The sequence below is a fragment of the Streptomyces sp. NPDC101234 genome (assembly GCF_044767525.1).
Classification (GTDB): domain Bacteria; phylum Actinomycetota; class Actinomycetes; order Streptomycetales; family Streptomycetaceae; genus Streptomyces; species Streptomyces sasae.
In genome coordinates, this window is record NZ_JBIWOA010000015.1 from 59,692 (window position 1) to 86,283 (window position 26,592).

Annotated in this window: 25 protein-coding genes; 10 read left to right on the forward strand and 15 right to left on the reverse strand. The window is 69.6% G+C overall.

Features of this window, described 5'->3' with window-relative positions:
• Positions 1-4 precede the first annotated feature (4 nt).
• Genes ACIRR9_RS26770 through ACIRR9_RS26785 form a run of 4 tightly spaced genes read right to left on the reverse strand, consistent with a single transcriptional unit; the run spans position 5 to position 3,398 of the window.
• Positions 5-1,492 carry an aldehyde dehydrogenase gene (locus ACIRR9_RS26770; protein WP_403756506.1) on the reverse strand — a complete coding sequence of 496 codons (1,488 nt, stop codon included), beginning with the start codon at positions 1,490-1,492 and terminating at the stop codon, positions 5-7.
• A complete protein-coding gene (locus ACIRR9_RS26775; RefSeq protein ID WP_403756509.1) occupies positions 1,485-2,216 on the reverse strand; it encodes an alpha/beta fold hydrolase in 732 nt (243 codons plus the stop codon). Before ACIRR9_RS26775 ends, ACIRR9_RS26770 begins: the two co-directional genes overlap by 8 nt.
• A gap of 7 nt (positions 2,217-2,223) precedes the next feature.
• The gene (locus ACIRR9_RS26780; protein ID WP_403756512.1) at positions 2,224-2,775 is read right to left on the reverse strand and encodes an amino acid synthesis family protein; all 552 of its coding nucleotides are present in this window, start codon (positions 2,773-2,775) and stop codon (positions 2,224-2,226) included.
• Complete coding sequence (locus tag ACIRR9_RS26785; protein WP_403756515.1) at positions 2,772-3,398, reverse strand: amino acid synthesis family protein; 627 nt, start codon at positions 3,396-3,398, stop codon at positions 2,772-2,774. The genes ACIRR9_RS26780 and ACIRR9_RS26785 overlap by 4 nt, the downstream gene beginning before the upstream one ends.
• A 315-nt stretch (positions 3,399-3,713) precedes the next feature.
• Between ACIRR9_RS26785 and ACIRR9_RS26790 the strand changes: the two genes are divergently transcribed.
• The 3 genes from ACIRR9_RS26790 to ACIRR9_RS26800 all read left to right on the forward strand — a co-directional run bounded on the left by ACIRR9_RS26790 (position 3,714) and on the right by ACIRR9_RS26800 (position 5,436).
• On the forward strand, positions 3,714-4,139 hold the full coding sequence (locus tag ACIRR9_RS26790; protein ID WP_403756518.1) for an ester cyclase: 426 nt from the start codon (positions 3,714-3,716) through the stop codon (positions 4,137-4,139).
• Positions 4,140-4,165: 26 nt separating this feature from the next.
• On the forward strand, positions 4,166-4,669 hold the full coding sequence (locus ACIRR9_RS26795; RefSeq protein ID WP_403756521.1) for a flavin reductase family protein: 504 nt from the start codon (positions 4,166-4,168) through the stop codon (positions 4,667-4,669).
• A gap of 98 nt (positions 4,670-4,767) precedes the next feature.
• Positions 4,768-5,436, forward strand: coding sequence for a GntR family transcriptional regulator (locus ACIRR9_RS26800; protein ID WP_365348498.1), 669 nt, complete (start codon positions 4,768-4,770; stop codon positions 5,434-5,436).
• Between the two features lie 117 nt (positions 5,437-5,553).
• Here the strand turns inward: ACIRR9_RS26800 and ACIRR9_RS26805 are convergent, their stop codons facing one another.
• Positions 5,554-7,032: an oxidoreductase gene (locus ACIRR9_RS26805; protein WP_403756524.1), complete on the reverse strand. Its 1,479-nt coding sequence runs from the start codon at positions 7,030-7,032 to the stop codon at positions 5,554-5,556.
• A gap of 313 nt (positions 7,033-7,345) precedes the next feature.
• On the reverse strand, positions 7,346-8,620 hold the full coding sequence (locus ACIRR9_RS26810) for an MFS transporter (RefSeq protein ID WP_403756527.1): 1,275 nt from the start codon (positions 8,618-8,620) through the stop codon (positions 7,346-7,348).
• 517 nt (positions 8,621-9,137) lie between these two features.
• On the opposite strand from ACIRR9_RS26810, the gene ACIRR9_RS26815 reads away from it, so the two are divergent.
• Complete coding sequence (locus ACIRR9_RS26815) at positions 9,138-9,284, forward strand: hypothetical protein (protein WP_403756530.1); 147 nt, start codon at positions 9,138-9,140, stop codon at positions 9,282-9,284.
• A gap of 36 nt (positions 9,285-9,320) precedes the next feature.
• Here the strand turns inward: ACIRR9_RS26815 and ACIRR9_RS26820 are convergent, their stop codons facing one another.
• Positions 9,321-12,044 (reverse strand): DUF6493 family protein, encoded by a 2,724-nt coding sequence (locus ACIRR9_RS26820; RefSeq protein ID WP_403756533.1) that lies wholly within the window; start codon positions 12,042-12,044, stop codon positions 9,321-9,323.
• 848 nt (positions 12,045-12,892) lie between these two features.
• Between ACIRR9_RS26820 and ACIRR9_RS26825 the strand changes: the two genes are divergently transcribed.
• Positions 12,893-14,161 (forward strand): MFS transporter, encoded by a 1,269-nt coding sequence (locus tag ACIRR9_RS26825; protein WP_403756536.1) that lies wholly within the window; start codon positions 12,893-12,895, stop codon positions 14,159-14,161.
• Positions 14,162-14,472: 311 nt separating this feature from the next.
• Here ACIRR9_RS26825 and ACIRR9_RS26830 read toward each other — a convergent pair whose 3' ends face one another.
• Positions 14,473-14,787, reverse strand: coding sequence for a hypothetical protein (locus ACIRR9_RS26830; RefSeq protein WP_403756539.1), 315 nt, complete (start codon positions 14,785-14,787; stop codon positions 14,473-14,475).
• Positions 14,788-14,948: 161 nt separating this feature from the next.
• Positions 14,949-15,656 carry a TetR/AcrR family transcriptional regulator gene (locus ACIRR9_RS26835; protein WP_403756542.1) on the reverse strand — a complete coding sequence of 236 codons (708 nt, stop codon included), beginning with the start codon at positions 15,654-15,656 and terminating at the stop codon, positions 14,949-14,951.
• A 95-nt stretch (positions 15,657-15,751) separates the two neighbouring features.
• Between ACIRR9_RS26835 and ACIRR9_RS26840 the strand changes: the two genes are divergently transcribed.
• Complete coding sequence (locus ACIRR9_RS26840; protein WP_403756545.1) at positions 15,752-16,231, forward strand: SRPBCC domain-containing protein; 480 nt, start codon at positions 15,752-15,754, stop codon at positions 16,229-16,231.
• Between the two features lie 362 nt (positions 16,232-16,593).
• On the opposite strand, the gene ACIRR9_RS26845 is transcribed toward ACIRR9_RS26840, so the two are convergent.
• Positions 16,594-17,220 carry a TetR/AcrR family transcriptional regulator gene (locus ACIRR9_RS26845; protein WP_403756548.1) on the reverse strand — a complete coding sequence of 209 codons (627 nt, stop codon included), beginning with the start codon at positions 17,218-17,220 and terminating at the stop codon, positions 16,594-16,596.
• Between the two features lie 136 nt (positions 17,221-17,356).
• Between ACIRR9_RS26845 and ACIRR9_RS26850 the strand changes: the two genes are divergently transcribed.
• From ACIRR9_RS26850 to ACIRR9_RS26860, 3 genes are read left to right on the forward strand one after another with little or no spacing between them, the layout of a single operon-like run.
• Positions 17,357-18,478, forward strand: a complete 1,122-nt coding sequence (locus ACIRR9_RS26850) for an aminomethyltransferase family protein (RefSeq protein ID WP_403756551.1) — start codon at positions 17,357-17,359, stop codon at positions 18,476-18,478.
• A gap of 19 nt (positions 18,479-18,497) precedes the next feature.
• Entirely contained in the window at positions 18,498-19,343 is an 846-nt protein-coding gene (purU, locus tag ACIRR9_RS26855; protein WP_403756554.1) for a formyltetrahydrofolate deformylase, read from the forward strand.
• Between the two features lie 40 nt (positions 19,344-19,383).
• On the forward strand, positions 19,384-20,238 hold the full coding sequence (locus ACIRR9_RS26860; RefSeq protein ID WP_403756557.1) for a bifunctional methylenetetrahydrofolate dehydrogenase/methenyltetrahydrofolate cyclohydrolase: 855 nt from the start codon (positions 19,384-19,386) through the stop codon (positions 20,236-20,238).
• 92 nt (positions 20,239-20,330) lie between these two features.
• On the opposite strand, the gene ACIRR9_RS26865 is transcribed toward ACIRR9_RS26860, so the two are convergent.
• Entirely contained in the window at positions 20,331-21,236 is a 906-nt protein-coding gene (locus tag ACIRR9_RS26865) for a hypothetical protein (RefSeq protein ID WP_403756560.1), read from the reverse strand.
• Between the two features lie 168 nt (positions 21,237-21,404).
• On the opposite strand from ACIRR9_RS26865, the gene ACIRR9_RS26870 reads away from it, so the two are divergent.
• Complete coding sequence (locus ACIRR9_RS26870; RefSeq protein WP_403756562.1) at positions 21,405-22,115, forward strand: type 1 glutamine amidotransferase; 711 nt, start codon at positions 21,405-21,407, stop codon at positions 22,113-22,115.
• A gap of 114 nt (positions 22,116-22,229) precedes the next feature.
• Here ACIRR9_RS26870 and ACIRR9_RS26875 read toward each other — a convergent pair whose 3' ends face one another.
• From ACIRR9_RS26875 to ACIRR9_RS26890, 4 genes are all read right to left on the reverse strand, one after another.
• Positions 22,230-23,687, reverse strand: coding sequence for an APC family permease (locus tag ACIRR9_RS26875; protein WP_403756565.1), 1,458 nt, complete (start codon positions 23,685-23,687; stop codon positions 22,230-22,232).
• A 449-nt stretch (positions 23,688-24,136) separates the two neighbouring features.
• Positions 24,137-24,349, reverse strand: coding sequence for a ferredoxin (locus tag ACIRR9_RS26880; RefSeq protein WP_403756568.1), 213 nt, complete (start codon positions 24,347-24,349; stop codon positions 24,137-24,139).
• Positions 24,350-24,381: 32 nt separating this feature from the next.
• Positions 24,382-25,578: a cytochrome P450 gene (locus ACIRR9_RS26885; RefSeq protein ID WP_403756571.1), complete on the reverse strand. Its 1,197-nt coding sequence runs from the start codon at positions 25,576-25,578 to the stop codon at positions 24,382-24,384.
• 229 nt (positions 25,579-25,807) lie between these two features.
• Positions 25,808-26,410 (reverse strand): TetR/AcrR family transcriptional regulator, encoded by a 603-nt coding sequence (locus ACIRR9_RS26890; protein ID WP_403756574.1) that lies wholly within the window; start codon positions 26,408-26,410, stop codon positions 25,808-25,810.
• Positions 26,411-26,592: the final 182 nt, after the last annotated feature.

Genomic DNA, 26,592 nt, shown 5'->3' on the forward strand with positions numbered 1-26,592 from the left:
CCGGTCAGCTGCGCATGGTGAACGGGTCGGCGACCGGCTCTTCGCTGGTGTTGATCCACACGCTCTTGAGGCGGGTGTATTCCTTGATGGTCTCGGTGCCGTGCTCGACGCCGACGCCGCTGGTCTTGAAGCCCTGCCGCGGGGACATGGGGGACATGGCCCGGTAGGTGTTGACCCAGATCGTCCCGGCGTCGAGGCGCGCCGCCATCCGGTGCGCCCGGGCGAGGTTCGTCGTCCAGACGCCGGCCGCGAGTCCGTAGTCGGTGTCGTTGGCCAGCCGGACGACCTCCTCCTCGGTGTCGAACGGCATGACGGCGAGCACGGGCCCGAAGATCTCCTCACGGACGACGCGCATGTCGTTGTCGACGTCCACGAGGATGGTGGGCTCGTAGAAGTAGCCGCCGAGGCCGCCGTCGGTGGCCTTCCCGCCGGTCAGCACCCGGGCGCCCTCGCTGCGGCCGAGGTCGACGTAACCGGCCACCTTGTCACGCTGGCCGGCGAAGGCCAGCGGGCCGAGCTCGGTCCGAGCGTCCAGCGGGTCGCCGATCCGGATGGTCTCGGCGCGTTCGGTGACCCGCTCCAGCAGTTCGTCGTAGACGGACCGGTGGGCGAAGACACGGCTGCCCGCGATGCAGGTCTGTCCGGCGGCGGCGAAGATGCCGGCCACGACGCCCATCGCCGCGTTGGGGATGTCGGCGTCCTCGAAGACGATGTTGGGGGACTTGCCGCCGAGTTCGAGCGTGGAGCCGATGAACCGGCCGGCGGTCGCCGCCGCGATCCGGGCCCCCGTGGCGGTGGAGCCGGTGAAGGAGATCTTCGCGAGATCGCGGTGGTCGACCAGGGCCTGTCCCGCCTCGGCCCCGAACCCGGTGACGACGTTGACCGCGCCCGGCGGGAACCCGGCCTCCAGGGCCAGTTCCGCGAGCCTGACGACGGTCGCCGAGGTGTACTCGGACGGCTTGATCACGACCGTGTTGCCGGCGCAGAGGGCCGGGGCGAGCTTGCTGCTGGTCAGGGTCAGCGGGGAGTTCCAGGGCGTGATCGCCCCTACGACGCCCAGCGGCTCCCGGGCCGTGTAGTTCAGCACCTGGCGGTCGGAGGTGGGGATGAAGTCGCCGTGGATCTTGTCGGCGAGCCCCGCGTAGTAGTGGTAGTACTCCGGCAGGGTGGCCAGCTGTCCGCGCATCTCGCGCAGCAGCTTGCCGTTGTCCAGCGTCTCCATCCGGGCCAGGTCCTCGGCGTTCTCGGCGATCAGCTCACCGAGGCGGCGCAGCAGTTGGCCCCGGCGCGTCTGGCTGAGGTCGCGCCAGCGCGGGTCCTCGAAGGCGCTCCGCGCGGCGGCGACGGCCCGGTCGACGTCGGCGGCATTGCCGCGCGCCGCCCGGTAGAGGACCTCTCGGGTGGCCGGGTTGGTGCTCTCGAAGTACTCGCCGGACGCGGGCTCCACCGGAGCCCCGCCGATGAAGTGCTGCAGTGCGGTGAGGTCAGACATGAGCGCACTCTCCGAGGAAGGTGGTGAGGGGGTCGGCCAGCGCCTGGGGACGCTCGACGGGCAGCATGTGGCGCGCCCCGGGGACGATCACCGCACGGCAGTCGGGAAGGGCCGCGGCGAGCCGCCGGGTCATCTCGGGGGTGGAGCCCGGATCGTTCTCACCCGTCACCGCGAGTGCGGGTACGGCGATGGAGCCCAGGTCCGGTCCGAGTTCCACGTCCGCCGTGGCGAACACGCGGTAGCAGCCGAGGAAGGAGTCGACGTCGCCTGCGAGCAGCGTGGCCTCGGTGCGAGCCACCCAGCCGGCGTCGACGTCGGTGCCGTCGTACCACCGCTTCAGGGACGCGGCCGCGCTCGCCGCGAAGTCGGCTTCCGCGGTGCGCAGCCGGGCGAGGACCGAGCTCCGCTCCTCTTCCGTACGCTCGCACACCGAGCTGACCGAGGTCAGGGTGGCCGCCAACGCGGGCCGGTGCAGCGCCAGATGCTGGGCGACCAGCGCCCCAAGGGAGAATCCGACCAGGTGCGAGCCGGCCGGGATCTCGCCGGCCACTCCGTCGGCCAGGTCGGCGAGGGTCACTCCGTCGCCGACCGGCGGGCGGTTGCCGTGGCCCGGCAGGTCGGGGGTGATCACGGTGAAGCGGTCGGCCAGCAGCGCGGCGGTGGGCTCCCACATGGTGTGGTCGAGCCCGACGCCGTGCAGCAGGACCACGGTCGGCTTGCTCATGGAGCACCTACTGTTCGGTCGTGAGCGGCGCCAGGCGCTGCTGGGGGCGTCCCTGAGCCGCGGCGGCGAGCGCGATGACGATCTCGCCCGGGTGCGGGGCGTCGCTGATGCGGACCTCGAAGCTCTGATGGTGCGAGCGGATCGTGGCGTCGGTGATGTGCTTCAGCGGGATGTCGAAGACCACGCCGGCGGGGCCGCGCTTCTCGACCGCGGGCAGCAGCGTGGTGGCATTGGCCGCCTTGCGGAAGTGGTCGCCGAACTTGAGGGTGTGGATCAGCGCCGAGCCGTGCTCGATCTCGCCGTCCAGACCGACGATGGCGGCCTTGCCGTACGCCTCGGCCGGTTCTCCGAGGGCGTCGAGGACCGCCGGCGCGAGCAGCGCGCCGAGGTCGGAGGCGTTCTCCTCGATGCCGGGGGCCAGATCCTCGACGAAGCCCTGACCGGCCCAGGGGTTCTCGATCACCGCCGCGACGACGGCGATCCGCGCGGGACGGGCGAGTTCGCGGCCGCCCTCGGCGTGGATCTCCTCGACGACGGTGACGATCCTGCGGACGCTCATGAGGAAACAACCTCCAGGGTTTCGGTGGTGACGACGGGGTCGGTCAGGCGGTCCCCGATCCGGGGATGTGGGCGCGGTCCCGTCGACGCGGCCGCGATGACGACGATCTCGTCCGCGCGCGGCCCGTCGGACACCCGGGCGCTGATGGTCTGGTAGTGGCTGCGCGTCGCGGCATGGGTCTTGTGCCACAGGGGGATGATCAGCGGCTCCCCCGCCTCGGCACGCGTGTCGGCGAAACAGATGATCGACTCGCCCTGGAGGAACTCCCGCACCAGGTTGCCGAAGTACGGGGTGTGGATGAGCGCTCCGGCGTGCTCGATCTCCCCTGCCGTGCCGACGATGGCGGCCTTTCCGAACGACTCGATCTCGTCCACGCCGCCCAGGGAAGTGATGAGCCGGTCGGTCAGCAGCTTCGCGAGTACCGGTGCGATGCGGGCCTGCTCCAGGATCAGGTCGGTCGAAGGACCGGAGCCCAGCCATGGATTCCGTATGACCGCGGCGACGCTCGCTCGCCACGCGGGTTGCGCCGGCGCCTCACCCGCCTCGGTCAGGACGACGTCACGGTAGAGCACGAGCTTGCGGAGACCGATGCTTGCGTCAGTGTGTTCCAAGCTCTCTTGCATGGCACAGGACGATAAGCACACGCCCACAACCCGGTCAAGGGCTATGCCGAACGACCTGTGCACGCCTTCCGATTCTCGTGTGATGCGGCCGAAAAATCGCACTTGAACTGCATGTTCTGACGATCTGGAGAGGTCGGGGCGCGATCCGAAACGACTCACCCCTTGACGGTCCCCTTGTGGCGTGCATTACTGCTTCTTGTATGCAAGAGCTGCCGGAGAGGCAGCCGTATGGACCCAGCGGTCGAGCCGAGAGCGCTCCCGTTCACGCCGAATGACCGCGCACTCCAGAGAGCCGTCACCGTGGAAGGGAAAGAGATGGCGCACACCGACGCCCGTCGAGAACTGATCGAGAAGGTATGGGCCGAGGCCTGGGGGCAGGGCGACGTCGACGCACTGGACGCGCTGCTGAGCCCCTCCTACCTGCGCCACGGGACGGACCCGCACCCGGAGAACCTGGACGCCTTCAAGGCGGCGATCGTCTCCACCCGTGCGGCGTTCCCGGACCTGACCACCGTCATCGACGACATCGTGATCGAAGGCGACAGGGTTGCGATCCGCTGGCACAGCAGCGGAACCCATGAGAACTCCTTCCTCGGTGTCCCGCCCACCAAGCGGCACGTCGACATCAGCGGCGCCACTTTCGCCCGCTTCGCGGAGGACCGGATCGTCGAGGAGCACGTGACCTGGGACCCCCGGGCACTGCTCGCGGCGCTGGGCATCATCAGCGTGGGACAGGACTGACGACCAAGATGACAAGGAGCACCCTCATGACCGCCGCTGTCTCCTCCCCCGACATCGCCGTGATGAAGCAGGTCAACCGACAGTTCGTCACCGGTGTCACGGTCGTGACCGCCATGGACGGGGAGACGCCCAGAGGGCTGGCCGTCAACGCGTTCTCGAGCATCTCGCTCGACCCGCCCACGGTGATGGTGTGTGTCCAGCACACCTCCTCCACTCATGACTGTCTGTTCCGGGCGGACCACCTCGCGATCAACATCCTGTCCACGGACCAGCTCGACGTCGTCGGCACCTTCGCGAGCAAGGCCGCGGACAAGTTCCAGGACCTGGAGTGGGAGAGCGGCCCGTTCGGCAGCCCCCTGATCGCCCGGAGCAGCGCACAGATGGAGGTCCGGATCCGCGAGCGACTCCAGGCCGGCACCCACACCATATTCATCTGCCGAGTCGTGCACGCGGCAGTCACCGGGCTCCATCCCATGGTGTACAGCGCGGGCAGGTTCTTCGACGGCGGGGCACTCACGTCTCTGGGATGATCCAGTGGGCGGCACGGGAGATGGAGGAGCGTTCGGTGAATCGGGCGAAGAGCGAACCGAAGTCGGGGTCCCCCCGGCCGAAGGCCGGGGAAGGGTCGATGCAGGCCACGGTGATCGCCGAAATGCGCAGGCGCATCATCAAAGGCGATGTCGAACCCGGGTCTTCGCTCTCGGAGACTGCTCTCGCGGAGGAGTTCGGTGTCAGCCGTACGCCGGTGCGCGAAGCCCTCAAGCAGCTGCAGACCGAAGGGCTCGTGGAGATCCGGCCGCGCGTCGGGACGTTCGTCACCGTCCCTTCCCGCCGTGAGATCACGGAACTATTCGAGATGAAGGAACTCCTCGAGGGCGCGGCCGCGCGTCTCCTCGCCCAGCGCGGCCGGGTCCCGGAGATCGACGCGCTGGAGCGAAACCTGCGCGCGGCCGACGCGGCGGTGGAGCAGGACGACCGGGAGCAGTACGCGCTGTTGGTCCAGGAGTTCCACGACCTGCTCATGGCCGGCTCCGACAACAACAAGCTGCAGGCCCACTACCGGATCCTGATGAACCAGCTCGCGTACCCCCGGCTGGTGAACACCTCCCTGAGCCAGCCGGGCCGCGCCATCCAGTCGGACCGTGAGCACCATCTCGTCCTGGAGCTGATCCTGGAGAAGGACGGCGACAGCGCCGAGCGCGTCATGCGCGAGCATGTCAGGGCCAGCCGACGCGCCCTGCTGGCGGGCCTGCCCATCGCCGGCCGCCACGAGGGGTCCGACGGGGCACGCTCCTGATCTCATGTCGAAGGTGTTCGGCAGCCGGAGCCGGCGTGCGAACCGCTCGGCGCAGGCCTACCGGTCCAGCCTGCGGCTGCCGACGGCCACCCTGGTCTTCGTCGGCGGCAAGCGCAGTCAGTTCTTGTTCAGTGTTCGTGAGACCCCGGCGAGCGCCGCCGTCGTCAACAGCCATCCGGCCGCGATGAGGGCATAGGCCAGCCATGCTGTTGCTCCTCCCGTCCAGTACCAGGCGCTGCGCTGGCCGAGACCGCCGATGGGGATCAACAGGTCAAGCGTGTAGACAAAGGCGTTGAACGGGGGCACTTGGCCCGGCTGGGTCGGTTTCGGTGAATGTGCACTGAAGACGATCGTCCCGAGCAGGGCCAGCGCCGCAAGCCACACGCCGGCGAGCCACGGGCGGTACCCGTAACCGACAGTGGCGTCCAGCAGGTGCCCCCACATGCGTGCGGGGTGACTCAGAGTCCGCCTACGGTGGCGTTGCTTGGCAAGCAGTACGCGTCGGGCGTCGTCGTCACGGCCGGTCTGCCGGTACCACGTCGCCAGTTGCTCGTACGGCTGCGAGGCGAAGCCGGACTCCCGTCGTATCCAAGACACCCGGTATGCCACGGAGTTCGTCCGGGAACCGTCCTCCTCGTGCAGGGAACCGTAGGTGAACCCTTGCAACCGCACGGTGTCCGGCCACGCACCCGCTCGATCGCGGACGGTCACAACCTGGGCTCCCTGCAGGTCGATCAGGCCGGACGGCGGCGCGACCGGGGTGAAGACAAAGACGCCCGCGCGCATCTGCGTGCAGTCCAGCGCGATGTCCGGAGCATCAAGGACAGCACCGTCGAAGCTCAGTTGATCCGCTATCTGCGCGCCGCGCAGACTTATCGCCCCATGGGCCGTGAACGCGTCGGACAACATCAACGTCCCCACCTTTGCGCTGTCGGCGAGAAGTGCGACAGCGCCAGGGTGGTGAATCTGCGCTCGCTGCATGTGAAGGCCACCGGCGATGTGCGCCCCGAGGAGTCGCATCCCCCCGTACACGGTGGTTCGTCGGCAGAAGGCCCCGCCCTCCACCACGAGTCCGCCGGCGAAGAGAGCCCAGTCGTCGGGGTGCGAGAGGGTCGCCCGGCTGAGAATCAACTCGCCGACAACGCGAGCGTTCATCAGTGCCAGCATGCCGTGCACAACCGTGCCTCTCAGTGAGACGCGACCCTCGACACGGGCCATGGTCAGATCGAGACCGGGAATACGGCTGCCCTTGATCTCGATCGTCCGGGTCGCAGCTCCGTAGAAGCTCGCGCCCCGGTCGAACCAGCACTCGTCGAACCACAGCCCATGCCTGATCTCAGCGCTACTGAGATCGAGGGCTCCGCTGATGCGGGCACCCCTGAGCCTCAATGCCGGCGCAGTCCCCGGTTGCCCCGGATGTACACCGAGCAGCAGAGCTGCCACGACCGTGGCACGGATCGTCCGGCCGGCATCCCAGGCATCCCCGTTTTCCGGGTTGTCCTCCGCATCACCCGTACGGAGGTCCACCAGGCGACCGGTGGGGTACGCGTTCCACAACTCACGCTCTGGCGACGTCAGTTCCTCATACGAGTGCACTCGGGAAGGTTAACGGCTTCCCTGCGGCAGCTGATCAGCTCCGGCCACCGTGCTCGCGCCGTGCGCATCGAGTCGCCGTCCGGGATCCTCGGCGCCCACGCTGGGGTCACGTCTGCCGACGCCTTGCGAGGATGGGCTTCCGGCACCCAGCCCGAGCAGGCGCCGGTCGACTCAGGGGCCGCCAACTGGTCTGTGGCACAGGAACGTTCGCTACCGGGCTCGCCACCACCATCGCCTGACAGCAAGGCCGGGCGACTGCGATCGGCCTCCCGATCCAGCCCCCCGGCCAGTTACCCGTTCCTGTCCCACGCTCCTAACCGGCCACGTCCGCGGTCTCGGCGGTGCCGGTGGCCTTCTGTTGCAGGGTCGTGCCTGCCGGTGGCGCCTGTCGCACGGCGCGGTCGGCCGTGGTGAGGAGGGCCAGGGCCAGCAGCCATGCTCCGCAGAGCCAGACCAGGGGCTTGGCGCCGAGTGTGCTGATCAGCGCGCCGCTTGCCAGCGCACCGATCGACAGGGCTCCCGTCGTGAGCGTCGAGACGGCACTCGTCGTTCGGCCTCGCAACTCATCCGGGGTGATGGCCAGTTGGTGGGCGGTCATGGCCACCGCGTACACCGGAGCCACCAGCGACTCGGCGGCCGCGACCGCCGCCAGCAGCAGCGGGTCGGGGGCGAGCGCGTACAGCGGGAACATCAGCGCCTCCAACCACAACATCACCACGGCGATCCTCCCGAGCGGGAAGCGACGCGCGGCCCGGTCCGCGACCAGCGCCCCCGCCAGGGCGCCGACCGCCGCGCCGCTGAAGATGACGCCTATCCACAGGGAAGATGCGCCGAGTTGCCGGGCGAGGGTGATGATCAGCAGATACCCGGCGCCGTACCGCACTTTGTCAGCGGCCGAGACCAGAGTGAGGAAGCGGATGACCGGCTGGTGCCAGAGCCAGCCGAGACCTTCACGGATTTCGGCGGTGAGCCGGGATGTCCGCGCGTCCTGCCTGTCCAACTGGAACCGGGCGCGCATGAGACGGAGCGACGCCGCGGACACGGCGAAGGAGACCGCGTTGACGGCGAAGGGCACGGTCCGACCGGCGGCATAGAGCGCACCGGCGAGCGAAGCCCCGAAGACGCCCACCGCGCTGCCGGCTGACTGCGAGTAGCCGAGTGCGGCGGACAACTGCCGCCGACCGACCACGTTGGGCAGCGCCGCGGTGTTCGCCACCTGGAAGAGGGTGGTCAGGATCCCGGCGAGTACGGTCGTCGCGTAGAGCTGGGGCATCGTGAGTTTGTCCAGCCACAGCGCGACAGCGACGGCTCCGGCGAGCACGGTCCGACCGAGCTCGCACCAGATCATGGTGGCCTTGCGGTCCCACCGGTCGACGAGGGCACCCGCGACCAGCCCGAACACCAAGAAGGTAAGGGTACCGAGGCCGAGAACGAAGCCGGCTTGGGTGGCCGACCCGGTGAGGGCCAGGACGATGAGCGGCAGGGCCATGCTCTCGGCCTGGTTGCCGATGGCAGAGATCAGTTGGCCGCTCAACAGCAGCGAGAAGTCCCGGTTCCGGAACAGGCCGGGACCGTGAAGGGTAGTCATGCTCGTTACGCTCCGTAACAGCTCAAGGGCACAAGGGTGACGTCGAGGCTTGTGTCCGAGCTAAGAAACGCGGGGCGTTGTGAACATGGGCGGACCATATCCAGGGCACGGACGGGGCGGCAATCGCATTTGCCGTGAGGACCGCACCGGGCCAGAGCCTCTCCCCGGTTCGAAAGCGGTACGACCGCTCGCACCTGCCGCACGGCAGCGAGTACTTCGCCGGCTTGTTCAAGCCGGCGGGGCTCAAACCGACGAGGCGCCGCCGCTCGACGTCGCCCTCATCAAGGCGAAGCAGATTTCGGGCGCCTCGATTGCCGCGGGGAACGCTTCACCCAACGGCGTACGTCCAACGTTCTGGAGAACGATGGTCCATGCCGAACGATTCGAGTAACGATCCCTCTGCGGTGTTGTCCGAGCCGGGGCGAATCGGCCCACTGACCGCCAAGAACCGTCTGTACGGATCTGTACGGGACAGGTCGAGGATCACCCGGCCTCCGGCATCGGGCCTTTCATCGAATTGCGGATCTGGGACGACCAGGACATCCCCGTCATCGCCCGTATCGCCGACGCCATCCACGGCGGTGGCCCCCGCGCCGGCATCGAACTGGCCCGCAACGGCCTCAACTCCCCCAACCCCTACAACACGGAGACACCGCTCGGGTGAGGGAGTCGTTGCCGGCAATCACCGAGGTAGGACCGCTCAGCCCAGTACGTCGCGCAGCAGTCTCGCGTTCTTCACCACCTGACTCGAGCCGCTCCGCGCGGCGGCCGTCGCGACCTCTGCTATCCCGCCCTTCGCCGCGCAGCGCGAGGCGCAGTCGACGCCGAGGGCGAGCAGCGCTCCGGTGCCCCGGACCACGGGGTCGCACAGCAGCTGGGGCAGGGCGGCTTCGAGCACGGACCAGACGGTGGCGTACGCGCCGGTCTCGGCCGCCGTACGCAGGGAGGCGGTCACCCGGTTCGCCTCGATCTCCCCGCCGCGCAGCAGCTCGGCCAACTGCCGTCCGAGCAGACGGGCATTGAGCTGTCCTCGCGCGGCGAGCACCAGCAGCGCGTCCACCGCCGCATCGCGTTCGCGCGGCCGGTCGTAGGTGAGGGTGTACGCCAGTGCCAGGTGCAGCGCGAATCCCGCCGGGCCACCGGACTCCGCGGCGAACGGCAGGGCGTGGGCCCAGCGGCCCCGCATGAAGACGCGGTACCTGAAGTAGTCGCGAGCCAGCACGACGTCGCGGTGGTGGGGCAATTGGGCGAGCCAGAAGGGGACCATCGGGTCGCTGAGGCCGTGGTCCTGGCGCGGCCCGATCAGAGTCGCGGCGACCGGAAGGAGCGGCGGACCAGGGGCCGGCTCGGGGCGTACATGGCTCAGCCACTCCGTCGGGCGCCGGTGCGAGTGGGCGTCGGGCCAGTCCGGCGGCCCGCAGTCCCAGTGCGGCAGACCGCCCTCGCGCAGCCACCGCGCCAGCCGCTGCCCGGCGTCGGACCCGAGCCGCCCGGCCGCACCCAGTACCTTCTCGTCCGCGGTCGGGGAGACGCGCAGCAGCGCCTGTGCCAGGTCGACCGGCGCGGGTGTGATGCCGTGTCCGTCGAGCACCGAGATCCGCCGCACGAGAACGGCGGCGTCCAGCGCACCGGTGGAATCGGTCGGCACGGCCAGCAGGAACGGCTGCGCATCGGCCTCGATGATGTCGATCGCCTCGGCCAGGCGCGCCCTCAGCAGCTCCCCTGCCGGGGAGACGCTGCGGTATTTGAGGCGGACGGTGAAGTGGAGCTCCCTCGGCTCGTCGCCCCGCAGCGCCGCGGCCACGTCGTAGACGTCGGACTGGGTGCAGTCCATGTCCGAGCGGGGTTGCCTGCGCATGACCGGTTCCAGCGCCCGGGCCAGCGCGACCCGGTCGAGGTGGGCGTGCCGGACCAGCCCGTCCAGGACACGCTCGAACGTCACCACGTCCTGGTCGTTCGCGACGACCGCCGCGAGCTCCTCTGCTACCTCGAAGACCGTTTCGATGGGATCCGGAACAGGGCGCGGCTCGGGCACTGGAGGGAGCATGTCGGTGTACGGCTCCGAGAACTGGTCCGGCGCGCTGCCGAGCAGCTCGGCGGCCCGTTGCGCGAGACCGGGGCTGATCCGCGCGGCGGCCGTGCGCAGATCCGGCAGTACGGAGTCGCCCGCGGCCCCGAGGTGCCGGGCGACCACGTCGAGAGCGCGCTCCTGTATGTCGACGTCCCGGTGGTCGAAGGCCGTCGCCGTGTCGAGCACGGTGCGGGCGGCGCGTGCGGGGTCCCGGCGGGCCGCCCGGTCGAGCCGGGTGAGTTGGGCGCGGACCAGCTTCTTCTCCGGGCGGAACAGGACCCGTTCACACACCTCGGTGAACACGTCGGGCTCCAGCAGCCCGGCCTCGTCCAGACCGATCAGGACCTCCTGGGCGTAGGCGGCCACGGGCAACGACAGGTCGAGCAGCGCCACATGGTCCCTGACAGCGGGTGCGTTCTCGGCCGGCGTGAGCACGAGCGCGCGCAGGAACGCGAGCGGCGGCGCGGTCTCCGCGCGCGTGCCGTCCTGGAGCAGCCGCGCACGCAGGGGCTCGGCGAGCGCGGTGCGTTCACCGGCCACCGAGGCGAGTTCCGCCGGGGTGAGGGCGAGTTCCGTCAGCGCGAGGGCGGCGTCGAGGCCCCACGTCGTGGTGGCATCCAGGTCGGCGAAGACGCGCCGGATCAGTGCGGTGCGGTCGACCAGACCCTCCGCGCCGAGTCTCATGAATGCGCCCAGCCGGGTGTCCTCCCGCACATACGCCATGCCGTGCCGCGTCATCCGGTACTGGAAGCCGTCCACGCCGAGGTGGATCTCCGGGCGCTCCACGACCAGCGGGAGGAGTTTCGGCGACAGGTCGTCCGTGCGCAGCCGCTCCAGGAGGGTGGTGCCGGGCCGTGCCCCGCCGCGCAGGCATGGGGGATGCTCCCATCTTGCGTCGCGGCTGCTCAGCCAGCCGTCGATGAACCCGTCGGAGCGCGGGACCGGGCAGCCCGTGTCGTGGACGAGGTGTTCGACGAGGTCGGCCCGCGCGGAGCAGCCGGGCGTCAGACGCTCGGCGAGCCGCGCGGCCAGCTCGGCCCGCCAGGCCATGGGGTGGAGGTTCAGGACGTCGAGCACCCAGGCCCCCGCGAGGGGCAGATGGACCCACCAGGCGCGGGGTTCCCATTCCTGGATCCAGTCGGCCGCGGCCACGGGATCGGTCCGGCAGCCGAGTTCGGCGGCGAGCTGGGCGGCCTTCTCCTCGTCGGGGCGGTGGTACCAGTCGGCCCGCAGCGTCGCGCGCCGCGCTTCCAGAGCCTCCGTCTGTGCCGCACGTTCGTCCGGGGTCAGGGCGCCGAGTTCCTTCAGCACCCCCTCGACGTCGAAGGCTTCCGCGAGGTGGACCAGCTTCATCGTGCCGTCTCCGATCGTGCCGTGCGCGCGGTCGCCTCCGCGTCCGGCGCCGTGCCGTGCGCCAGGCCCACCGCGAGCACATGTGTGCAAGGACCTCGTCCGCCCCGGTACTTCGCCCACGAGGAGCAGGTGCGGCTCAGCTGACCCGACGCGTCATCGGCGCGGTCCGCATGGGCGTCGTCGCCTTTCCCGACCCGGGCCACCGGGCCGTCGAGCCGAGTGCGCCCCGCCAGGCAATCGTGCACGGCCGAGGGCCGTAAGTAGGAGTAGCTCCGCATGAGTCGAGTCACGCGCACACGCTACGACCATGGACTGACACCGGGCCGCGGGGGCAGCGCCCGCACCCCCGGAGCCCCTGTTGTGGCGGTGCACGGTTCCGGTTCGGTCGGCCGAGAGGGCCGATCCGTCCGGCGACACTGTTTGACCTTGGCTGAATTTCCGACGGCCGGCATTCTCCGCACGGACGAAGGAGCGATGACCGGTATCGACCTGATAAGGCCCTATATCTTTGGATCAGGACCTTTCAGGCCGGAGAAGGGCATAACGCTTTCCGTCGCGAGACTCCTGCGCCGCATAGGCCACATCACCCTGAAAGCTGTATAGTTCAGCCGTCAACTGGCACTGCCCTCATGCCAGTTCCTCTCCCTTTCTCAGAGCGGAGGCCAGGTGCCCTTCGTGCGTCTCGTCATGGGCGCAGATGCAACTCGGGCCACCACGGACTGCCTTGAACAACCATCACGAGAACCTGCCGCAGCCCGGCCCATTTCCATACATGCATTTCCCACGCAGGTGACCGGGATCCCTCTTCGCCCTCCCCCGCTACATCTCATCGAAAGCCTCCCCCTTTCGTGGCCATCACCGTGCACGAGGACCGGCCTGTCGGTCGGCATGCCGCCGTTCCGTCCGGCAGTCTCTTTCGGCGCATCTATGCTCCGCGCGCCAGTGACGCGCTGGCATTTTCCATGGCGACATACGCCATGCCACTCCTGGTCCTGACAATTACCGGTTCATCGTCCTTGACCGGCCTGGCGTTCGCGTTGGAGTGGACCCCGCGGATCGCGGCGTTCGTCCCTGCCGGCAACGCGGTCGATCGCCGGGGTGCGGCCATCGTCTGCTTCATCGCCTCGCTCGCCCGGGCCATGGTGGTGGCGGTCTCGGCGGTCGCCCTTCTCATGCTTCCACGGAGCACTGCCGAGACCGTGGTCGTGCTGGCTCTGGCAGCCGTGACCGGCACCCTCTCCCAGTTCGGCTTCGTTGCCAACGAGGCCGTCGGAGCGATCGTCACCCGGCGGGACCAAGCCCGGCCTCATGGGGTACAGGCCGTCCTCGTCGGCATCGACCAGACCGCCGCGGTCATCGGTCCGCTGCTCGCCGGCCTCCTGCTCCTGGCCGGACCGGGATGGATGCTCGGGTGCCTGAGCGCAGTGTCCTTGATCGCTGCTGTGCTCGGGCTGCAGACTCCGCCGACTCCACTCCGCGCCGCACGTGCCGGCGCCACAGGAAGTGACAGCGCCCTGCGCCTGGGCCTGCGTACTTTGCTGACACTTCCCGCCCTGGGCTGGCTGGTGGCGGGACTGGCCTGTTCCAACCTCGCCCTCGGGCTGATCCAGTCCGCCAGCCCTGTGATCGTGGTGGAGACTTTCGGGCGCTCGTCCGCCGACGTCGGCGCCATGTGGTCCGCTGCCGCCGTGGCGACCCTGCTGGCCATAACGTGCTGCCGGCTCGTCCTGAGCCGACTCGACCTCTGGGGGGTGGGCATGGTGTCCGCGACCCTCGCCTCCGCCGCGTGTCTTGCCATCACCCAGGCTCCGTCCTTCGCCTCCTACACCGTCCTGATAGCGATCTTCATGGCGGGAGACGGCGGCCTCACGGTCGTGTTGCGCACGGTCCGCTCGCTGATCATCCCCACCACAGCACTGGGTGCCACGCTCTCACTGACGATGCTCCTCCTGCTGCTGCCCTTCCCCGCGGCAGGCGTCCTCGTAGCGCTCACCCCGCCACCGCACCTCAGCAACGTCATGCTGGCCTGCGCTCTCGTGCAGGCTGCCGCTCTGGTCACCATCTTCATAAAACTCCGCAACGAACCGACTCTGCGCATGGTCGCCACCCGAGGGTGAAGAACAGCGCTTTGGGCTCACCGGTACCTGTCGGCGCAGCGCAGCCGAGGCGGGCGGCGAGACCGAGCGGGACTCCGCCGGGAGGCACCACCGACCGCGCGGGCAGGACGGCCTCCTCGGCGAAGGCGCCGACGCCCGTGCACGCGTGGTGTGCACCTCGGAGCCCGCCATCGAGGTGTCCGCCGAACAGGCTGACGACGCCCTCGACCGCGGCGCACCGCCACGGCTGATCGTGTCGGCAGAACCAGCATTCACGCCGGGGCGCGGCCGAGTTGGGCACGTCCCCGGCGTGACACCGAGCCCGCCCCGCGTCACGCCGGATGATCGACCGCGTCGTTCCGCAACTGCACCGCCGCCAGCAGGCTCAGTCCCGGCTCGGCCTGTCGCAGCGCCTTCACCGCCGCGGCAGAGGTGAGATCTCCCGAGAAGCCGACATCGGCCAGCCGGGCGCGGACCCAGTCGCCGCGCAGCCGACTCGCGGTGGCCGTGGCGGTGGATTCGACGATGGTGACCGCGTGTTCCAGGCCCGCGCGGGTCTCGGCCGAGGCGCCGGCGAGTGCCTCACGCAGTGCCGCAGCCACCACCTGCGCGTCCCGGATCACCACGATGTTGTCGCTCTTGCCCATCTTTCGGATGCCTTTCGCAGAAGACAGCTGTTCTTGCAGGACATACGTCCGGCGGATAACGAGGCGTCAGCAAGATATCCGGCACCGCGCATTCCGCAGGACGGAAGATGCGAGTGAAGGCCCGCTGGTTCCCTTGCTCACGTGACCGATGACCGAGTGCGTCAGCGGGTCGGAGCGGCGCTTTCGAACGAGGCCAGGCCGGTGTCGATGAGCTTGGCTGCGCGGCGGACGTCCGCAGTCACCGCTTCATGGACCTGTGTCGGCGTGCGAGCGCCGTCCAGGTGTCTCCCAAGGCTTTGGAACTGGATCGACCACAGTCCGAGCAGGGCGGTCGCCGCGATCTGCGGTTCCGGGTCGTCCGGGCTTGTGCGGGTGCGCTGGGCCAGCGCCTCGGCTGCGACGGTGACGAGACGGTCGGTCATGTCCCGGTGATAGGCCCTCAACGAGGGCGCGGACCTGGTCAGCACACCGAAGCGCCTGATCTTGGCAGCGGCGTGGACGGGGTCGTCCTGCGCGGCGATCCAGGAGGTCATGGCGCGCAACTCGCCGGAGAGGATCCGTAGCGCCGCCTCGACCGGAGAGCGATCCGGTTCGGCCAGGCCGGCACGCAGGGCGGCCATCGTGGCCTCGCCCCGGTCCAGGATGAGCGACTCCTTGGTGGGGAAGTGGTTGAAGACCGTTTTCTCCGAGACTCCGCACGCCTGGGCGATCTCTGACACCCGGACGGCGTCGAAGCCGCGCTCCAGGAACATCTCGGTCGCGGTGTCGGACAGGTATTGCCGCAACCGGCGCTTCTTCTGCTCCCGCAACCCTTCGGCTCCGGGCTCCGCGGCCTGCGCGCGCCATGCCGTCCAGTCCACCGTGCTCATGGCGACAGGGTAGTACAGCAGCAGAATAATTACTGCTACTGTAAATTTTCAGTGGCTGTACTTTCTGTCGTTCGCCCGATCGCTTCAGGAGTCCCATGAGCACCATCCACATAGTCCGCGACTACCCGCACCCTCCCGCCAAGGTCTGGCATGCCGTCACCGACCCCGAACTCATCCCGCTATGGACCGCGACCGGAGCCGGGGCACGCCCGGAAGGGTTCACCACGGCCGTCGGCGCCCGGTTCCAGTTCATCGCCAAGCCCAAACCGGGCTGGAGCGGCATCGTCGACTGCGTCGTACTGGAGGCGGATGAACCCCGGCTGCTGCGCTACTCGTGGACCGACCACGGCGGCGGCGAGACCACCGAGGTCGCCTACCGCATCGAACCCCACGGCGCAGGAACACGCTTCACCTACGACCACACGGGCTTCACGGGTGCGGGCGGGCTCATGATGGCCCAGATCCTGGGTCACGTACGGCGGAAGATGCTGCGTGTCGGCCTGTCCGCCGTGCTGAACGACCTGGACGAGGCAGGCAAACTCCGCCCCGGAAGCACTCTCAAGCCCAAGGTCTGACCTTCAGGACAGCCACCGCCGATCACCAGCATCGCCAAGCGGGTCAGGGAGAATACTCCGGACGTGATGGTAGGCCTCGGCGGGAACACCGACGTCACCGTGCCGGCAGTTGCTGACGGAGCAGTCCGATCGCGACCTGGGCCACGGTGAAGGCGTCGGCCGAGCGCGGGGACGCCGCCGGTGCGGGCCTGGTCAGCGCCGGCATTTCGTGCGGGGAGCCGGTCGGGATCCGAGCCGGGGCACGCCGTCTACAGCGCAACTGGTAGTCAAGGATGTCGGTCTGTCAGTCGGGCTCCTTGGTCACGCTCCCTTGCGGGTACCGGGTTTCGCCGCTCCCGGGCTCGGTGCGCGGGAGCCCTGGGTCACTCGACGTCCGGATCAGCATCGCCCGCCGCCGATGCCCGGGTGCGGTAGGCGGCGAGGAGCCGGCGCAGGGCGTCGACGCCTTCCTTCGTGCGCGCCGGCCCACCGGAGGTGACCTGGTGGAAGACCAGACCGTCGAGAGCCGCGAAGACGATCTCCGCCATGTCCTCGGACACGTCGAAGCAGGCCAGTGCCTCGCGGACGGCGTCGCGGTAGGCGTCGTAGAGCATGTCGACGTGGCGGCGCAGTTCCGGGCGCCGGTTCGATTCGAGCTTGAGCTCGTACTGGAACGCCTGCAGGTCGGGGTCCGCCGCGATGAAGTCGGCCAGGGTCACGGCGAAGTCCTCCAGCCTGCCGCTCGCGGGAACCAGCGAGGAGGTTTCGATGCTGCGGGTGACGCACCACCGCATTGCCTCTTCGAGCAGGGTGTCGCGGGAACCGAAGTGGTGGGCGACCAGCCCGTGCGTGACGCCGGCTTCGGCAGCGACGGACCGGTAGGTCAGTTTCCGCAGGCCGCCCTGGGCCACCACCCTGACGGCCGCGGCCAAGAGCGCGTCACGTCCTTCGCCATAGCCGGGCCTGACGTCCGGGCCCGCCTCACCGTCCGCTCCTGACGCGGCAGTCACTCGCCCCTCCTGTGTCTGTGCGTTCCCTCCGAGCCCAATCTATCCTATTGACAAGTTATCCACATGGATAGATTCTCGCTGTGACGCTGTGCCGCACGGTCGCTGCGCCGCACGCCCTCTATCCACTGGAGTCCCCATGGCCGTCCCCGAAGGATTGAGCACCACCCCGTTCGCTCCTCGTTACGCCGACCGCGTCGAGGAGTGGATCGACGTCTACGGCAACGCCGTTCCGCTGGCCATCGGCGACCCGGCCGAGGAGTACGAGGCCGTCCGCACCGCCGTCGGCGCCTCGGAGTACTCGATGCTCTACAAGTGGCATGTCGAGGGCGAGCGGGCCGTCGCCACCGTCGATGCCGTCTTCTCGCGCAGTGTCAGCGGGCTCGGCGCCGGGCGTATCGCGTACGGGGTGGTGGTCGATGCGGACGGCATGATGATCGACGATGTGACCGTGGCTGTCCTCGCGCCCGGCCATGTCGTCGTCACCGGCGGCAACCCCGCCACCCGGCAGGCGCTGGCCGCGCACTCCCCGGCCGGCACGACGGTCACCGAGCGGCGCGACGACTTCGCCGTCCTCACCCTGCAGGGCCCGCGCAGCCGCGCCGTGCTGCAGCGCCTCACCCGCGTCGATGTCTCCAACGAGGCTTTCCCCTACTACACCTTCCTCCAGGACACCCCGGTCGCAGGCATCCCGGCGCAGGTCGGCCGGCTGGGCTTCACGGCCGAACTCGGCTACGAGATCCAGGTCGGACGGGACCGGGCGCTGGAGCTGTGGGACGCGGTCCTCGACGCGGGGGCGGACCTCGGCATCAGGGCATTCGGCGCGCTCGCCCTGCTGACCTGCCGCACCGAGGCCGGGATGATCATGGGCGAGTTGGAGTACGACCACACGGTCACGCCGTTCGAGTGCCGGATGGGCTGGGCGCTGGACTTCGACAAGGGCCCCTTCCAGGGCCGGGACGCGCTGCTGGCCAAGAAGGACAGCGTGACGGGGCGTGTCGTCAGCGTCGTCGTGGACGTCTCGCCGGAGGCCGCCGAGGGCGCCCGACTGGAGCTGGACGGCCGGGACGTCGGCTACGTGACGATGGCGGTGCCCTCCCCCGCCCTCGGCGGCGCCACCCTCGGCCTGGCCCGCGTGCACCGCGACGCCGTGCGATCCGGCACCGCGCTGACCGCGGTCGCCGCCGACGGCTCCAAGGCCGACGCCACGGTCCGGCCCACACCTGTGTACGACCCCGAGCGCGCCCGCGTACGGGCCTGAACCAGGAGGCACCACAGCCATGCAGCGCTACATCCTGACCGTGAGCTGCCCCGACCAGCCGGGCATCGTGCACGCACTCTCCGCGGGGATCAACGAGAGCAAGGGCAACATCCTGGAGAGCGCCCAGTTCTCCGACCCCGCCACCGGGACCTTCACCGTACGGGTGCTCCTGGAGACCCCGGTAGCCGATGCCGAAGGCCTGCGGGACGAACTCTCCCTGCGGCTGGCCCGCTTCGACCCCGTGCTGTCCCTGCGGCCCGAGGAGCAGCGCCGGCGGGTGCTGCTGATGGTATCGAAGTTCGACCACTGCCTGGTCGACCTGCTCTACCGCTGGGACCTGGGCGAACTCCCCGTCGACATCCCGCTGATCGTCTCCAACCACCTCGACCTGGCCCCCATCGCGGAGCGGTACGGCATCCCGTTCGTCCGTCTCCCCGTCACCCGTGACACCAAGCCGGAGGCCGAGGCCGAACTGCTGCGACTGGTGGCCGAGCACCGGGTCGACTTCGTGGTGCTCGCCCGCTACATGCAGGTCCTCTCCGACGACCTGTGCCGCAGGCTGTCCGGCCGGGTCATCAACATCCACCATTCCTTCCTGCCGGGCTTCAAGGGCGCCAAGCCCTACCACCAGGCTCACGAACGGGGCGTCAAACTCATCGGCGCCACCGCCCACTTCGTCACCGCCGACCTGGACGAGGGCCCGATCATCGAGCAGGACGTGGTCCGCGTCGGTCACCGCCACACCGCTCCGGAACTCGTCTCGATCGGCCGGGACGTCGAGCGGATCGTCCTGGCCCGGGCGGTCCGGCTGCACGCGGAGGACCGCGTCGTCCTCACCGGCTCCCGCACCGTCGTCTTCTCCTGACGACCGCACCTGGAAGCCCCTATCGAGAGGCCCGTACGACATGCCCACCGCGACGCTGCTCGACGGCAAGGCCGCGGCAGCCGAGATCAAGCGTGAACTCGCCGAGCGGGTAGAGGTGTTGAAGCGCCGGGGCATCGCCCCCGGCCTGGGCACCGTCCTCGTCGGCGACGATCCCGCCAGCCGCTCCTACGTCGGCGGCAAACACCGCGACTGCGCCCAGGTCGGCATCGCGTCGATCCGGGTGGAGCTGCCCGCCACCGCCACCCAGGCCGATGTCGAGGCCGCCGTGCTCCGGCTCAACGGCGACCCCGCCTGCACCGGATTCATCGTCCAACTGCCGCTGCCCGCCCACATCGACACCCATGCCGTGCTGGAACTCATCGATCCGGTCAAGGACGCCGACGGGCTCCACCCGGCCAACCTCGGCCGCCTGGTCCTGGGCATTCCGGGGGCGCTGCCCTGCACCCCGCGCGGCATCATCGACCTGCTGCGGCGCAACGAAGTACCCATCACCGGACGGCAGTTCTGTGTCATCGGCTGCGGTATCACCGTGGGCCGCCCGCTCGGCCTGATGCTGACCCGCGGCACCGAGCACGCGACCGTGACCCTGTGCCACGAGGCGACCCAGGACACCGCGGCCCACGCCCGCGTCGCCGACGTCGTCGTGGCCGCGGCCGGCGTGGCCCATCTGGTCCAGCCGGACTGGATCAAGCCGGGCGCCACGGTCCTGTCGGTGGGGATCACCCGGACGGTGGAGGGCATCCTCGGTGACGTCCATCCGGACGTCGACCGGGTCGCCGGCTCCGTCGCCCCGCCGGTGGGCGGAGTGGGACCGATGACCCGCGCCATGCTGCTGACCAACATCGTCGAGGCCGCCGAACGCGCCTCCTCATGACACACGGCTTCGGGCCGAGCCGAACAGGCCCGGCCCGAAGCCGTGTTCCACGCTGTCGCGCGCCCCTGGGCCGACGCGCGCTGCCCACGTGTCTACGAACGGCCGGCATAGCGCGTGTAGCACTCCACCGGGTCTCCGTCGTGACTCCATGGCCAGGGTGTCACCAGCCCGTCGACGGCGGCGAAGACGGGGCCGGCTTCACGCACCCGGCCCGCTCTGCTCAAGGCGTAGGCGAGCAGCCCCAGATCGGCCACCGCGGCCGCGTGGCGCAGCCGGCCGGGGGGCATCCAATGGGCCAGTGCCTGGTCCAGCCACCGAGCGGTGTGCGGCTGTGCCCAGTACTGGCTTATCCCGAGCGTCCGCGTTCCGCCGGCGTCCAGGTCCCGGTGGTACTGCCGCACCGCGGCGGCCAGCGGCAGGCATGACGTCGGTGCGTCCGGCGGCATGACCGCGACGACGTCGTCCAGGAAGTCACGCAACACGGCATGGCTTCCCTGCTCTTCCGGGGAGAGGTAGCCCAGAATCTGCAGATGCGCCTCTCGGTGCCACGGATCGCGGGCGTGGATCTCCCTCCAGATGGGGGCGAGTTCAGAGGTGGGCCGGCCCAGAATCCTTACCGCCGCCAGCGCTCCCACCCAGGGAGTCGGATCGCCGGGGCGGATCTCGGCGGCGCGGCGGCAGGTCGCCAGAGCGTTCCACGGATCGGTGGCCAGTTCCGACCAGGCGGCCAGGACCAGCGCATCCGGATCGCTCGGCCGGTGCTCACGCCAGGCGCGGGCCAGCGCGGGCGCCGTGTGCGCGAGGATGCCGATCCGGTGGGAGCGGCGGTCCCAGTCATGTTCTGTGTCCCTCAGGAGCCGCTCCACCTGGGCGACGGCGAGATCCTGCGGACCGATACGGCGGGTGGCTGCGATACCTCTCAACACCCGGCCCAGCGGAACATCGTCCAGTTCGGGGGCGAGGCGGGGTTCGTGTTGTCTGCGACTGAAGAGTGCCACGGCCGTGTCAGCGTCTCTCCTGGGCGGCTTGGACGCGCTCGTGGGTGATGTCCAGCATGCGGGACCTCCGACTATTTTATTTGATTCCAAACGATATGATGGATGCGGAGCAGTCATCACGGCTCACGGGCCCCGAGGCTGGTTCGTGAGCCCCGGAAGGAGCCCACCGTGCGCGCCCTCGTCATCCAGCACGACCACGCGACCGACCCCGGCCCCGTCGGAGCCCGGCTCGCGGAGCGCGGATACGACCTGACCGCGTTGACGGTCGTACCCGAAGAGCGCTACCTCGCGCCCGACGTGACCTTCGACTTCCCCTCCGCCGACGACTGGGACCTGGTGGTGTCGTTCGGCGCCCCCTGGTCGGTGTACGACGAGACGGCGATCGGCTCCTGGATCGGCGGCGAACTGTCCCTGCTCCGCAAGGCCCACCACGTGGGCGTCCCGATTCTCGGCGTCTGCTTCGGCGCACAGGCACTGACCACCGCGCTCGGCGGCTCGGTGGTGGCGTCGCCGCGCCCCGAGATCGGCTGGGTCGAGGTCGGCACCGACGATCCCGCGATCGTCGGCCCCGGTCCGTGGTTCCAGTGGCACTACGACCGCTGCCTGCCGCCGCCCGGGGCCGAGGAACTGGCCCGGAACTCGGTGTGCACCCAGGCGTTCCGGCTCGGACGCAGCCTGGGCGCGCAGTTCCACCCGGAGATCACGGCCGCGACGGTCCGCCTGTGGCTGGAGCTCGACGGTACGGAGCAGTGCCTGCGCCAGGGCGTGGACCCCGGCGAACTGGTCGCCCGGACCCAGGAGTTGGAGGAGGCGGCCCGACTGAGCGCCCACCGCCTGGTCGACGGGTTCCTCGACCGGGTGGCACACGCGGCGGACTGACGGGCGCTTACGGATGGCACGGGGAAGTCCTCCAGGGACCGGTGACAGTCGGGTGTGGCCGGCCGGTCCCCGGGAGAGCGGGAACCGGCCGGCCACACCTGGGGAACAGAGCCGTCAGCCCTGGGCCATCGCCCTGTCGCGCGTCACGCGGGCGGCGACGACGCCGAGGACCAACACCGCCGGAACCGTGACCTGGAGCCAGACGGCCGTGGTCCGGTCGCCGCCGATGAGCGTGGTGAAGTTCTCGACGATCAGCCAGATGGCACCCGCGATGCCGAGCGCGCCCAGGACAGGGGCGATCCGCGTGTTCCAGGGGCGGGTGTCGGCACCCGAGCGGCGGAAGAACATGACCACGGACACCGAGGTCAGGAAGTACAGCAGCATGATGCCGAGCACCGCCACACCGCTGAACCAGGAGAACAGGGTCAGCACGGGGTCCTTGCCCAGGATGGCGAACGGCATCACCAGAAGCACGGAGATCGCGGTCTGCACGATACCGGCCGCCCAGGGCGAGTGACGCCGGTTGATCGCGGTCAGGCCGTGCGGCAGCAGCCCTTCCCGGCCGAGGGAGAAGAGATAGCGGTTGGCGGAGTTGTGGAAGGCCAGGATGCCGGCGAAGAGCGAGGTGGCCAGCAGGATCGGCAGCACGTCGTTGGCCCAGCCGCCGAACAGGTCGGCGATCGGCGCGAAGACGAACGAGGTGGCGTCGCCGCTCTGCAGCGCCTTGCCCGCGTCGGCGGTGGCCCGGGACGCGCCGTGCGCGGAGATCAGCATCCAGGACACGAAGGCGAAGAACCCGGTGACCACGACGACCGACAGATAGGTGGCCCGGGGCACGGTCCTGCGGGGCTCGCGGGCCTCCTCGCCGTAGATGGCGGTGGCCTCGAAACCGAACATCGACGCCACGGCGAACATCAACGCCACCCCCGGCGCGCCCTTGAGCGCCGCGGACGGTGAGAAGCTGTCCGTGAAGCCGAGCCCGGCGGGCCCGCCGCCCTTGACGAGGGTCACGACGGCGAAGGCGATCAGGATGCTGAACTCCGCCAGCACGAAGACGGCGAGGATCTTGGCACCCATCTCGATGCCCGACGCGCCGAGGACCTGGACGATCACCATGGTGACCAGGGTCCAGACCCACCAGGCGACATGGACGTCGGTGTAGTGCTCGACCAGGCCGCTCACGGTGGCGCCGTACAGGCCGTACATGGCGGCCTGGACCGCACAGTAGGCGAAGAGGGCGACACCGGCGCTGCCGGAACCGGCCGGGCGGCCAAGGCCCTTGCCGATGTAGGTGTAGAAGGCTCCGGCGTCGACGACGTGCCGGCCCATCGCGACGAATCCCACGGAGAAGAGCAGGACGATGACGCCGGCCGCGAGGTAGGCGGCCGGGACGCCGGCGCCGTTGCCGATGCCGACGGCGATGGGCACGGCCCCGGCGATACCTGTCAGCGGCGCCTGGGCGGAGAGAACGAAGAAGAGAATGCCCAGCACACCGAGAGAGTCGGGCTTGAGCCTGCCTGCCATGGATGCGTCTTGAGCGGTTTGCGTGGAGACCGCGGTCTGACTGTCCACTCGAATCACCTACCGGGACGGAGAGGGGCGACATTTCGTTTTAGGCCAAACGAGTTGCCTCATGCTGGGCGGGAACTATCCGTTTGGCAAGGGGTTTGGCGTAAATCCGTTCGGCGGTCGCGGATCCGTTTGGCGGTCACGGATTCCTCTCCGGAGCCACAACCCGGGCCGCACGGCGGTCCCGTACGCACGGCCTGACAGCCGGACACGGAAGAAGGGGCGACGGCCCGGAGGGCAGGCGGCACGCGTGGTGGTGCACCGGCCGACGGACCGGGCATGGCCGGCGCGCTCCACAGGCGCCGTTCGCCCCGGAGCCGACGACGCGATCCCCTCCGGCCGCACGCCACGGATGGCGCCTCCTGGCGCAGCCCAGGCGATACGGGGGTACGTCGCCCGCATACCCCCGCCCCACGGAATCCTCGACGGGACAACCCGCGATCGCGGCCCGGCTACCCGTGCACCGTGATGGCCTGCAACGGACAGACCTCGGCGGCCTCGTACAGTTCCTCGGCGTTCGCCTCGTCCACGTCGGCCGTGTACACATCGGTCGCGCGCGCCCGCAGGGACAGGCGTCCGTCGTCGTCCAGTGCGAACAGTTCGGGGGCGGCATAGACGCACTGGCCGTGGTCCTGGCACTTGTTGAGGTCCACTGCAACCTTCATGACGGCTCCTGTCTCTCGCATGGATGGGGTAATCAGCGGAAGCGGACGGGGAGTTGGGTGATGGTGCGCAGGAACTCGGTGTGTGCGTAGGCGGGTTCGCCGCTGAGTTCGACGCCGGTGAACCGTTCGGTGATCGCACTGAAGACGACGTCGGCCTCGGCGCGGGCCAGGACCTGGCCCGCGCAGCCGTGCATACCGGAGCCGAAGGCGAGGTGCTGGCCGGCGGCGACCGGGCGGGCGTGGTCGAAGGTGTCGGGGTCGGCGAACACCTCGGGGTCACGGTTGGCGGAGGCGATGAGCAGAGCGAGGGCCTCTCCCGCGGGTACGGTCGTGTCACCGATGACCACGTCCCGGGTGGCCAGGCGGACCACCATCGACTCCGGGGTGTCGATGCGCAGGATCTCGTTGATGATGCCGGGGCGCGCCTCGGGTTCGTCCCGGTAGACGGCGAACAGCTCGGGCTTCTGGGTCATCAGCCAGATGCCGTGGTTGATGAGGTGCTTGACGTCGAGGTGACCGACGGCGAAGAACAGGAAGATCGTGTGGACGACTTCCGCCTCGGTCATCCGGCCCTCGCTCTGCGCGGCGATGAAGGCGTCGATCAGGCCCTCGCCCGGATGGGCGCGCTTGTCGGCCACGAGCCGGCGGATGTGTTCGGCGAACCAGGCGAGGGCCTCCGCGGTGGCCGTCGCCTCCTCCTGGTTGCCGCCGGGGCCGAGGCTGAGCCCGATCTCGTAGGTCTTGCGCTGGACGGTGAGCATGTCGGTCGGTTCGATGCCGAAGATGCGGCAGATGGTGTCGAAGGTGCACTTCAGGGCGAGCCCGTCGGCCACGTCCAGGACACCGTCGCCCTTCTCGACCTCGTCGAGCACGGCCGTCACGGAGGCCCGCATCACCTCGGCCCACGCCTCGACGGCCTTGGGCGTGAACCAGCGGTTGGTGATCCGGCGCAGCCGGGTGTGGTCGGGGGCGTCCTTGCCGAGCATCGTGTCGTGGATCGGGTCGGCGGGCCCGAAGTCGAGCCGCTGCACGCTCAGGGTGGGGTTGCGGATCAGCCGGGCGACATCCTCGTAGCGGGAGACGACATAGAGGCCGGTCGAGTGCCGGTAGACCGGATGCCGCTGCCGTAGCCGTGCGTAGTACGGGTACGGGTTCGCACGGAAGCCGGGGTCGCGGAAGGGCAGCAGATCCTCGGTCGCGGACGCGGGTTCGGCGGTGGTGACGATCATGGCGTGGCACTCCTCGTATGGGATGCGAGGTAGAAGAAGTGAGGGGGGCCGACAGAGAGCGGGGGGCTGACGGCCCTACCCCGCGAGAATTATCCACTCGGATAGTTCCGTCAATACTTCGCGCGGACGCAATCGGCTCTTTACTTGTTCGGAATCAAACGAGTCCCCGCCGCTGAGCGACGGGGACTCGTTCTGACCTGCTGTTTCGTACGGCCCAGAGCGGGAGGGACTACTCCGCGTCTGCCCTCTTCCGGGTCAGCAGGGAGCGCAGCTCCTTCAGCGCGGCCTCGGTGACCTCCGGCTCGCCGAGGACCAGCTGGTGCAGTACCAGCCCTTCGAGCGCCGCGAAGACGAGCCGGGTCAGGGCAGGGTCGGCTCCTTCGGGCAGGATGCGGCACAACTCCCGCTCCGTGGCCTCGAAGTACTCGCTGTACAGCGCGCGGATCTGCGGCAGCAGCTCGGGCCTGCGCCGCGATTCGAGCATGAGCTCGTACTGGAAGAGTTGCATGTCCGGCTCGCGGATGACCATGTCCGACAGCCCCGCCGCGAAGTCCGCGACGTTGCCCGTGCCCGGTTCCAGCGCGCTCGTGCTCGCGCTGGTGCGCACCGCATGAGTGAGGGCCGCCTCGATCAACGCGTCACGCGAGCCGAAGTGGTGCACCACCAGACCGTGTGTGACACCTGCCTCCTGCGCGACGGCACGGTAGGTGAGCTTGCGCAGGCCGCCCTGGGCCACCACACGGACGGCCGCGTTGAGCAGTGCCTCGCGACCGGTCCCGTAGTCCACCCGCTTGCGCGGCTCGGCGGCGGGCACCTCGGAGGAATCGGTCATGACCGCGACCCTACCCGCACCCCGAGGGACCCGAGGCAGCCCGGACCGCCCGGCGGACACACCCGGTCAGGTCCGCCCTCCGGCGGAACGGAAGCGGCCCGTCCTGTCGTCTCACCCACGACTCCCGCACGCCCTGCGGGTGCCTGTTCCCACCGGAACTCGATTCGAGTGAAGGATGCATC

Coding starts and splice junctions, on each gene's coding strand:
- ACIRR9_RS26770 (WP_403756506.1), bottom strand. CDS start 1,492: ATGTCTGACCTCACCGCACTGCAGCACTTCATCGGCGGGGCTCCGGTG.
- ACIRR9_RS26775 (WP_403756509.1), bottom strand. CDS start 2,216: ATGAGCAAGCCGACCGTGGTCCTGCTGCACGGCGTCGGGCTCGACCAC.
- ACIRR9_RS26780 (WP_403756512.1), bottom strand. CDS start 2,775: ATGAGCGTCCGCAGGATCGTCACCGTCGTCGAGGAGATCCACGCCGAG.
- ACIRR9_RS26785 (WP_403756515.1), bottom strand. CDS start 3,398: ATGCAAGAGAGCTTGGAACACACTGACGCAAGCATCGGTCTCCGCAAG.
- ACIRR9_RS26790 (WP_403756518.1), top strand. CDS start 3,714: ATGGCGCACACCGACGCCCGTCGAGAACTGATCGAGAAGGTATGGGCC.
- ACIRR9_RS26795 (WP_403756521.1), top strand. CDS start 4,166: ATGACCGCCGCTGTCTCCTCCCCCGACATCGCCGTGATGAAGCAGGTC.
- ACIRR9_RS26800 (WP_365348498.1), top strand. CDS start 4,768: ATGCAGGCCACGGTGATCGCCGAAATGCGCAGGCGCATCATCAAAGGC.
- ACIRR9_RS26810 (WP_403756527.1), bottom strand. CDS start 8,620: ATGACTACCCTTCACGGTCCCGGCCTGTTCCGGAACCGGGACTTCTCG.
- ACIRR9_RS26820 (WP_403756533.1), bottom strand. CDS start 12,044: ATGAAGCTGGTCCACCTCGCGGAAGCCTTCGACGTCGAGGGGGTGCTG.
- ACIRR9_RS26830 (WP_403756539.1), bottom strand. CDS start 14,787: ATGGGCAAGAGCGACAACATCGTGGTGATCCGGGACGCGCAGGTGGTG.
- ACIRR9_RS26835 (WP_403756542.1), bottom strand. CDS start 15,656: ATGAGCACGGTGGACTGGACGGCATGGCGCGCGCAGGCCGCGGAGCCC.
- ACIRR9_RS26840 (WP_403756545.1), top strand. CDS start 15,752: ATGAGCACCATCCACATAGTCCGCGACTACCCGCACCCTCCCGCCAAG.
- ACIRR9_RS26850 (WP_403756551.1), top strand. CDS start 17,357: ATGGCCGTCCCCGAAGGATTGAGCACCACCCCGTTCGCTCCTCGTTAC.
- purU (WP_403756554.1), top strand. CDS start 18,498: ATGCAGCGCTACATCCTGACCGTGAGCTGCCCCGACCAGCCGGGCATC.
- ACIRR9_RS26860 (WP_403756557.1), top strand. CDS start 19,384: ATGCCCACCGCGACGCTGCTCGACGGCAAGGCCGCGGCAGCCGAGATC.
- ACIRR9_RS26880 (WP_403756568.1), bottom strand. CDS start 24,349: ATGAAGGTTGCAGTGGACCTCAACAAGTGCCAGGACCACGGCCAGTGC.
- ACIRR9_RS26885 (WP_403756571.1), bottom strand. CDS start 25,578: ATGATCGTCACCACCGCCGAACCCGCGTCCGCGACCGAGGATCTGCTG.
- ACIRR9_RS26890 (WP_403756574.1), bottom strand. CDS start 26,410: ATGACCGATTCCTCCGAGGTGCCCGCCGCCGAGCCGCGCAAGCGGGTG.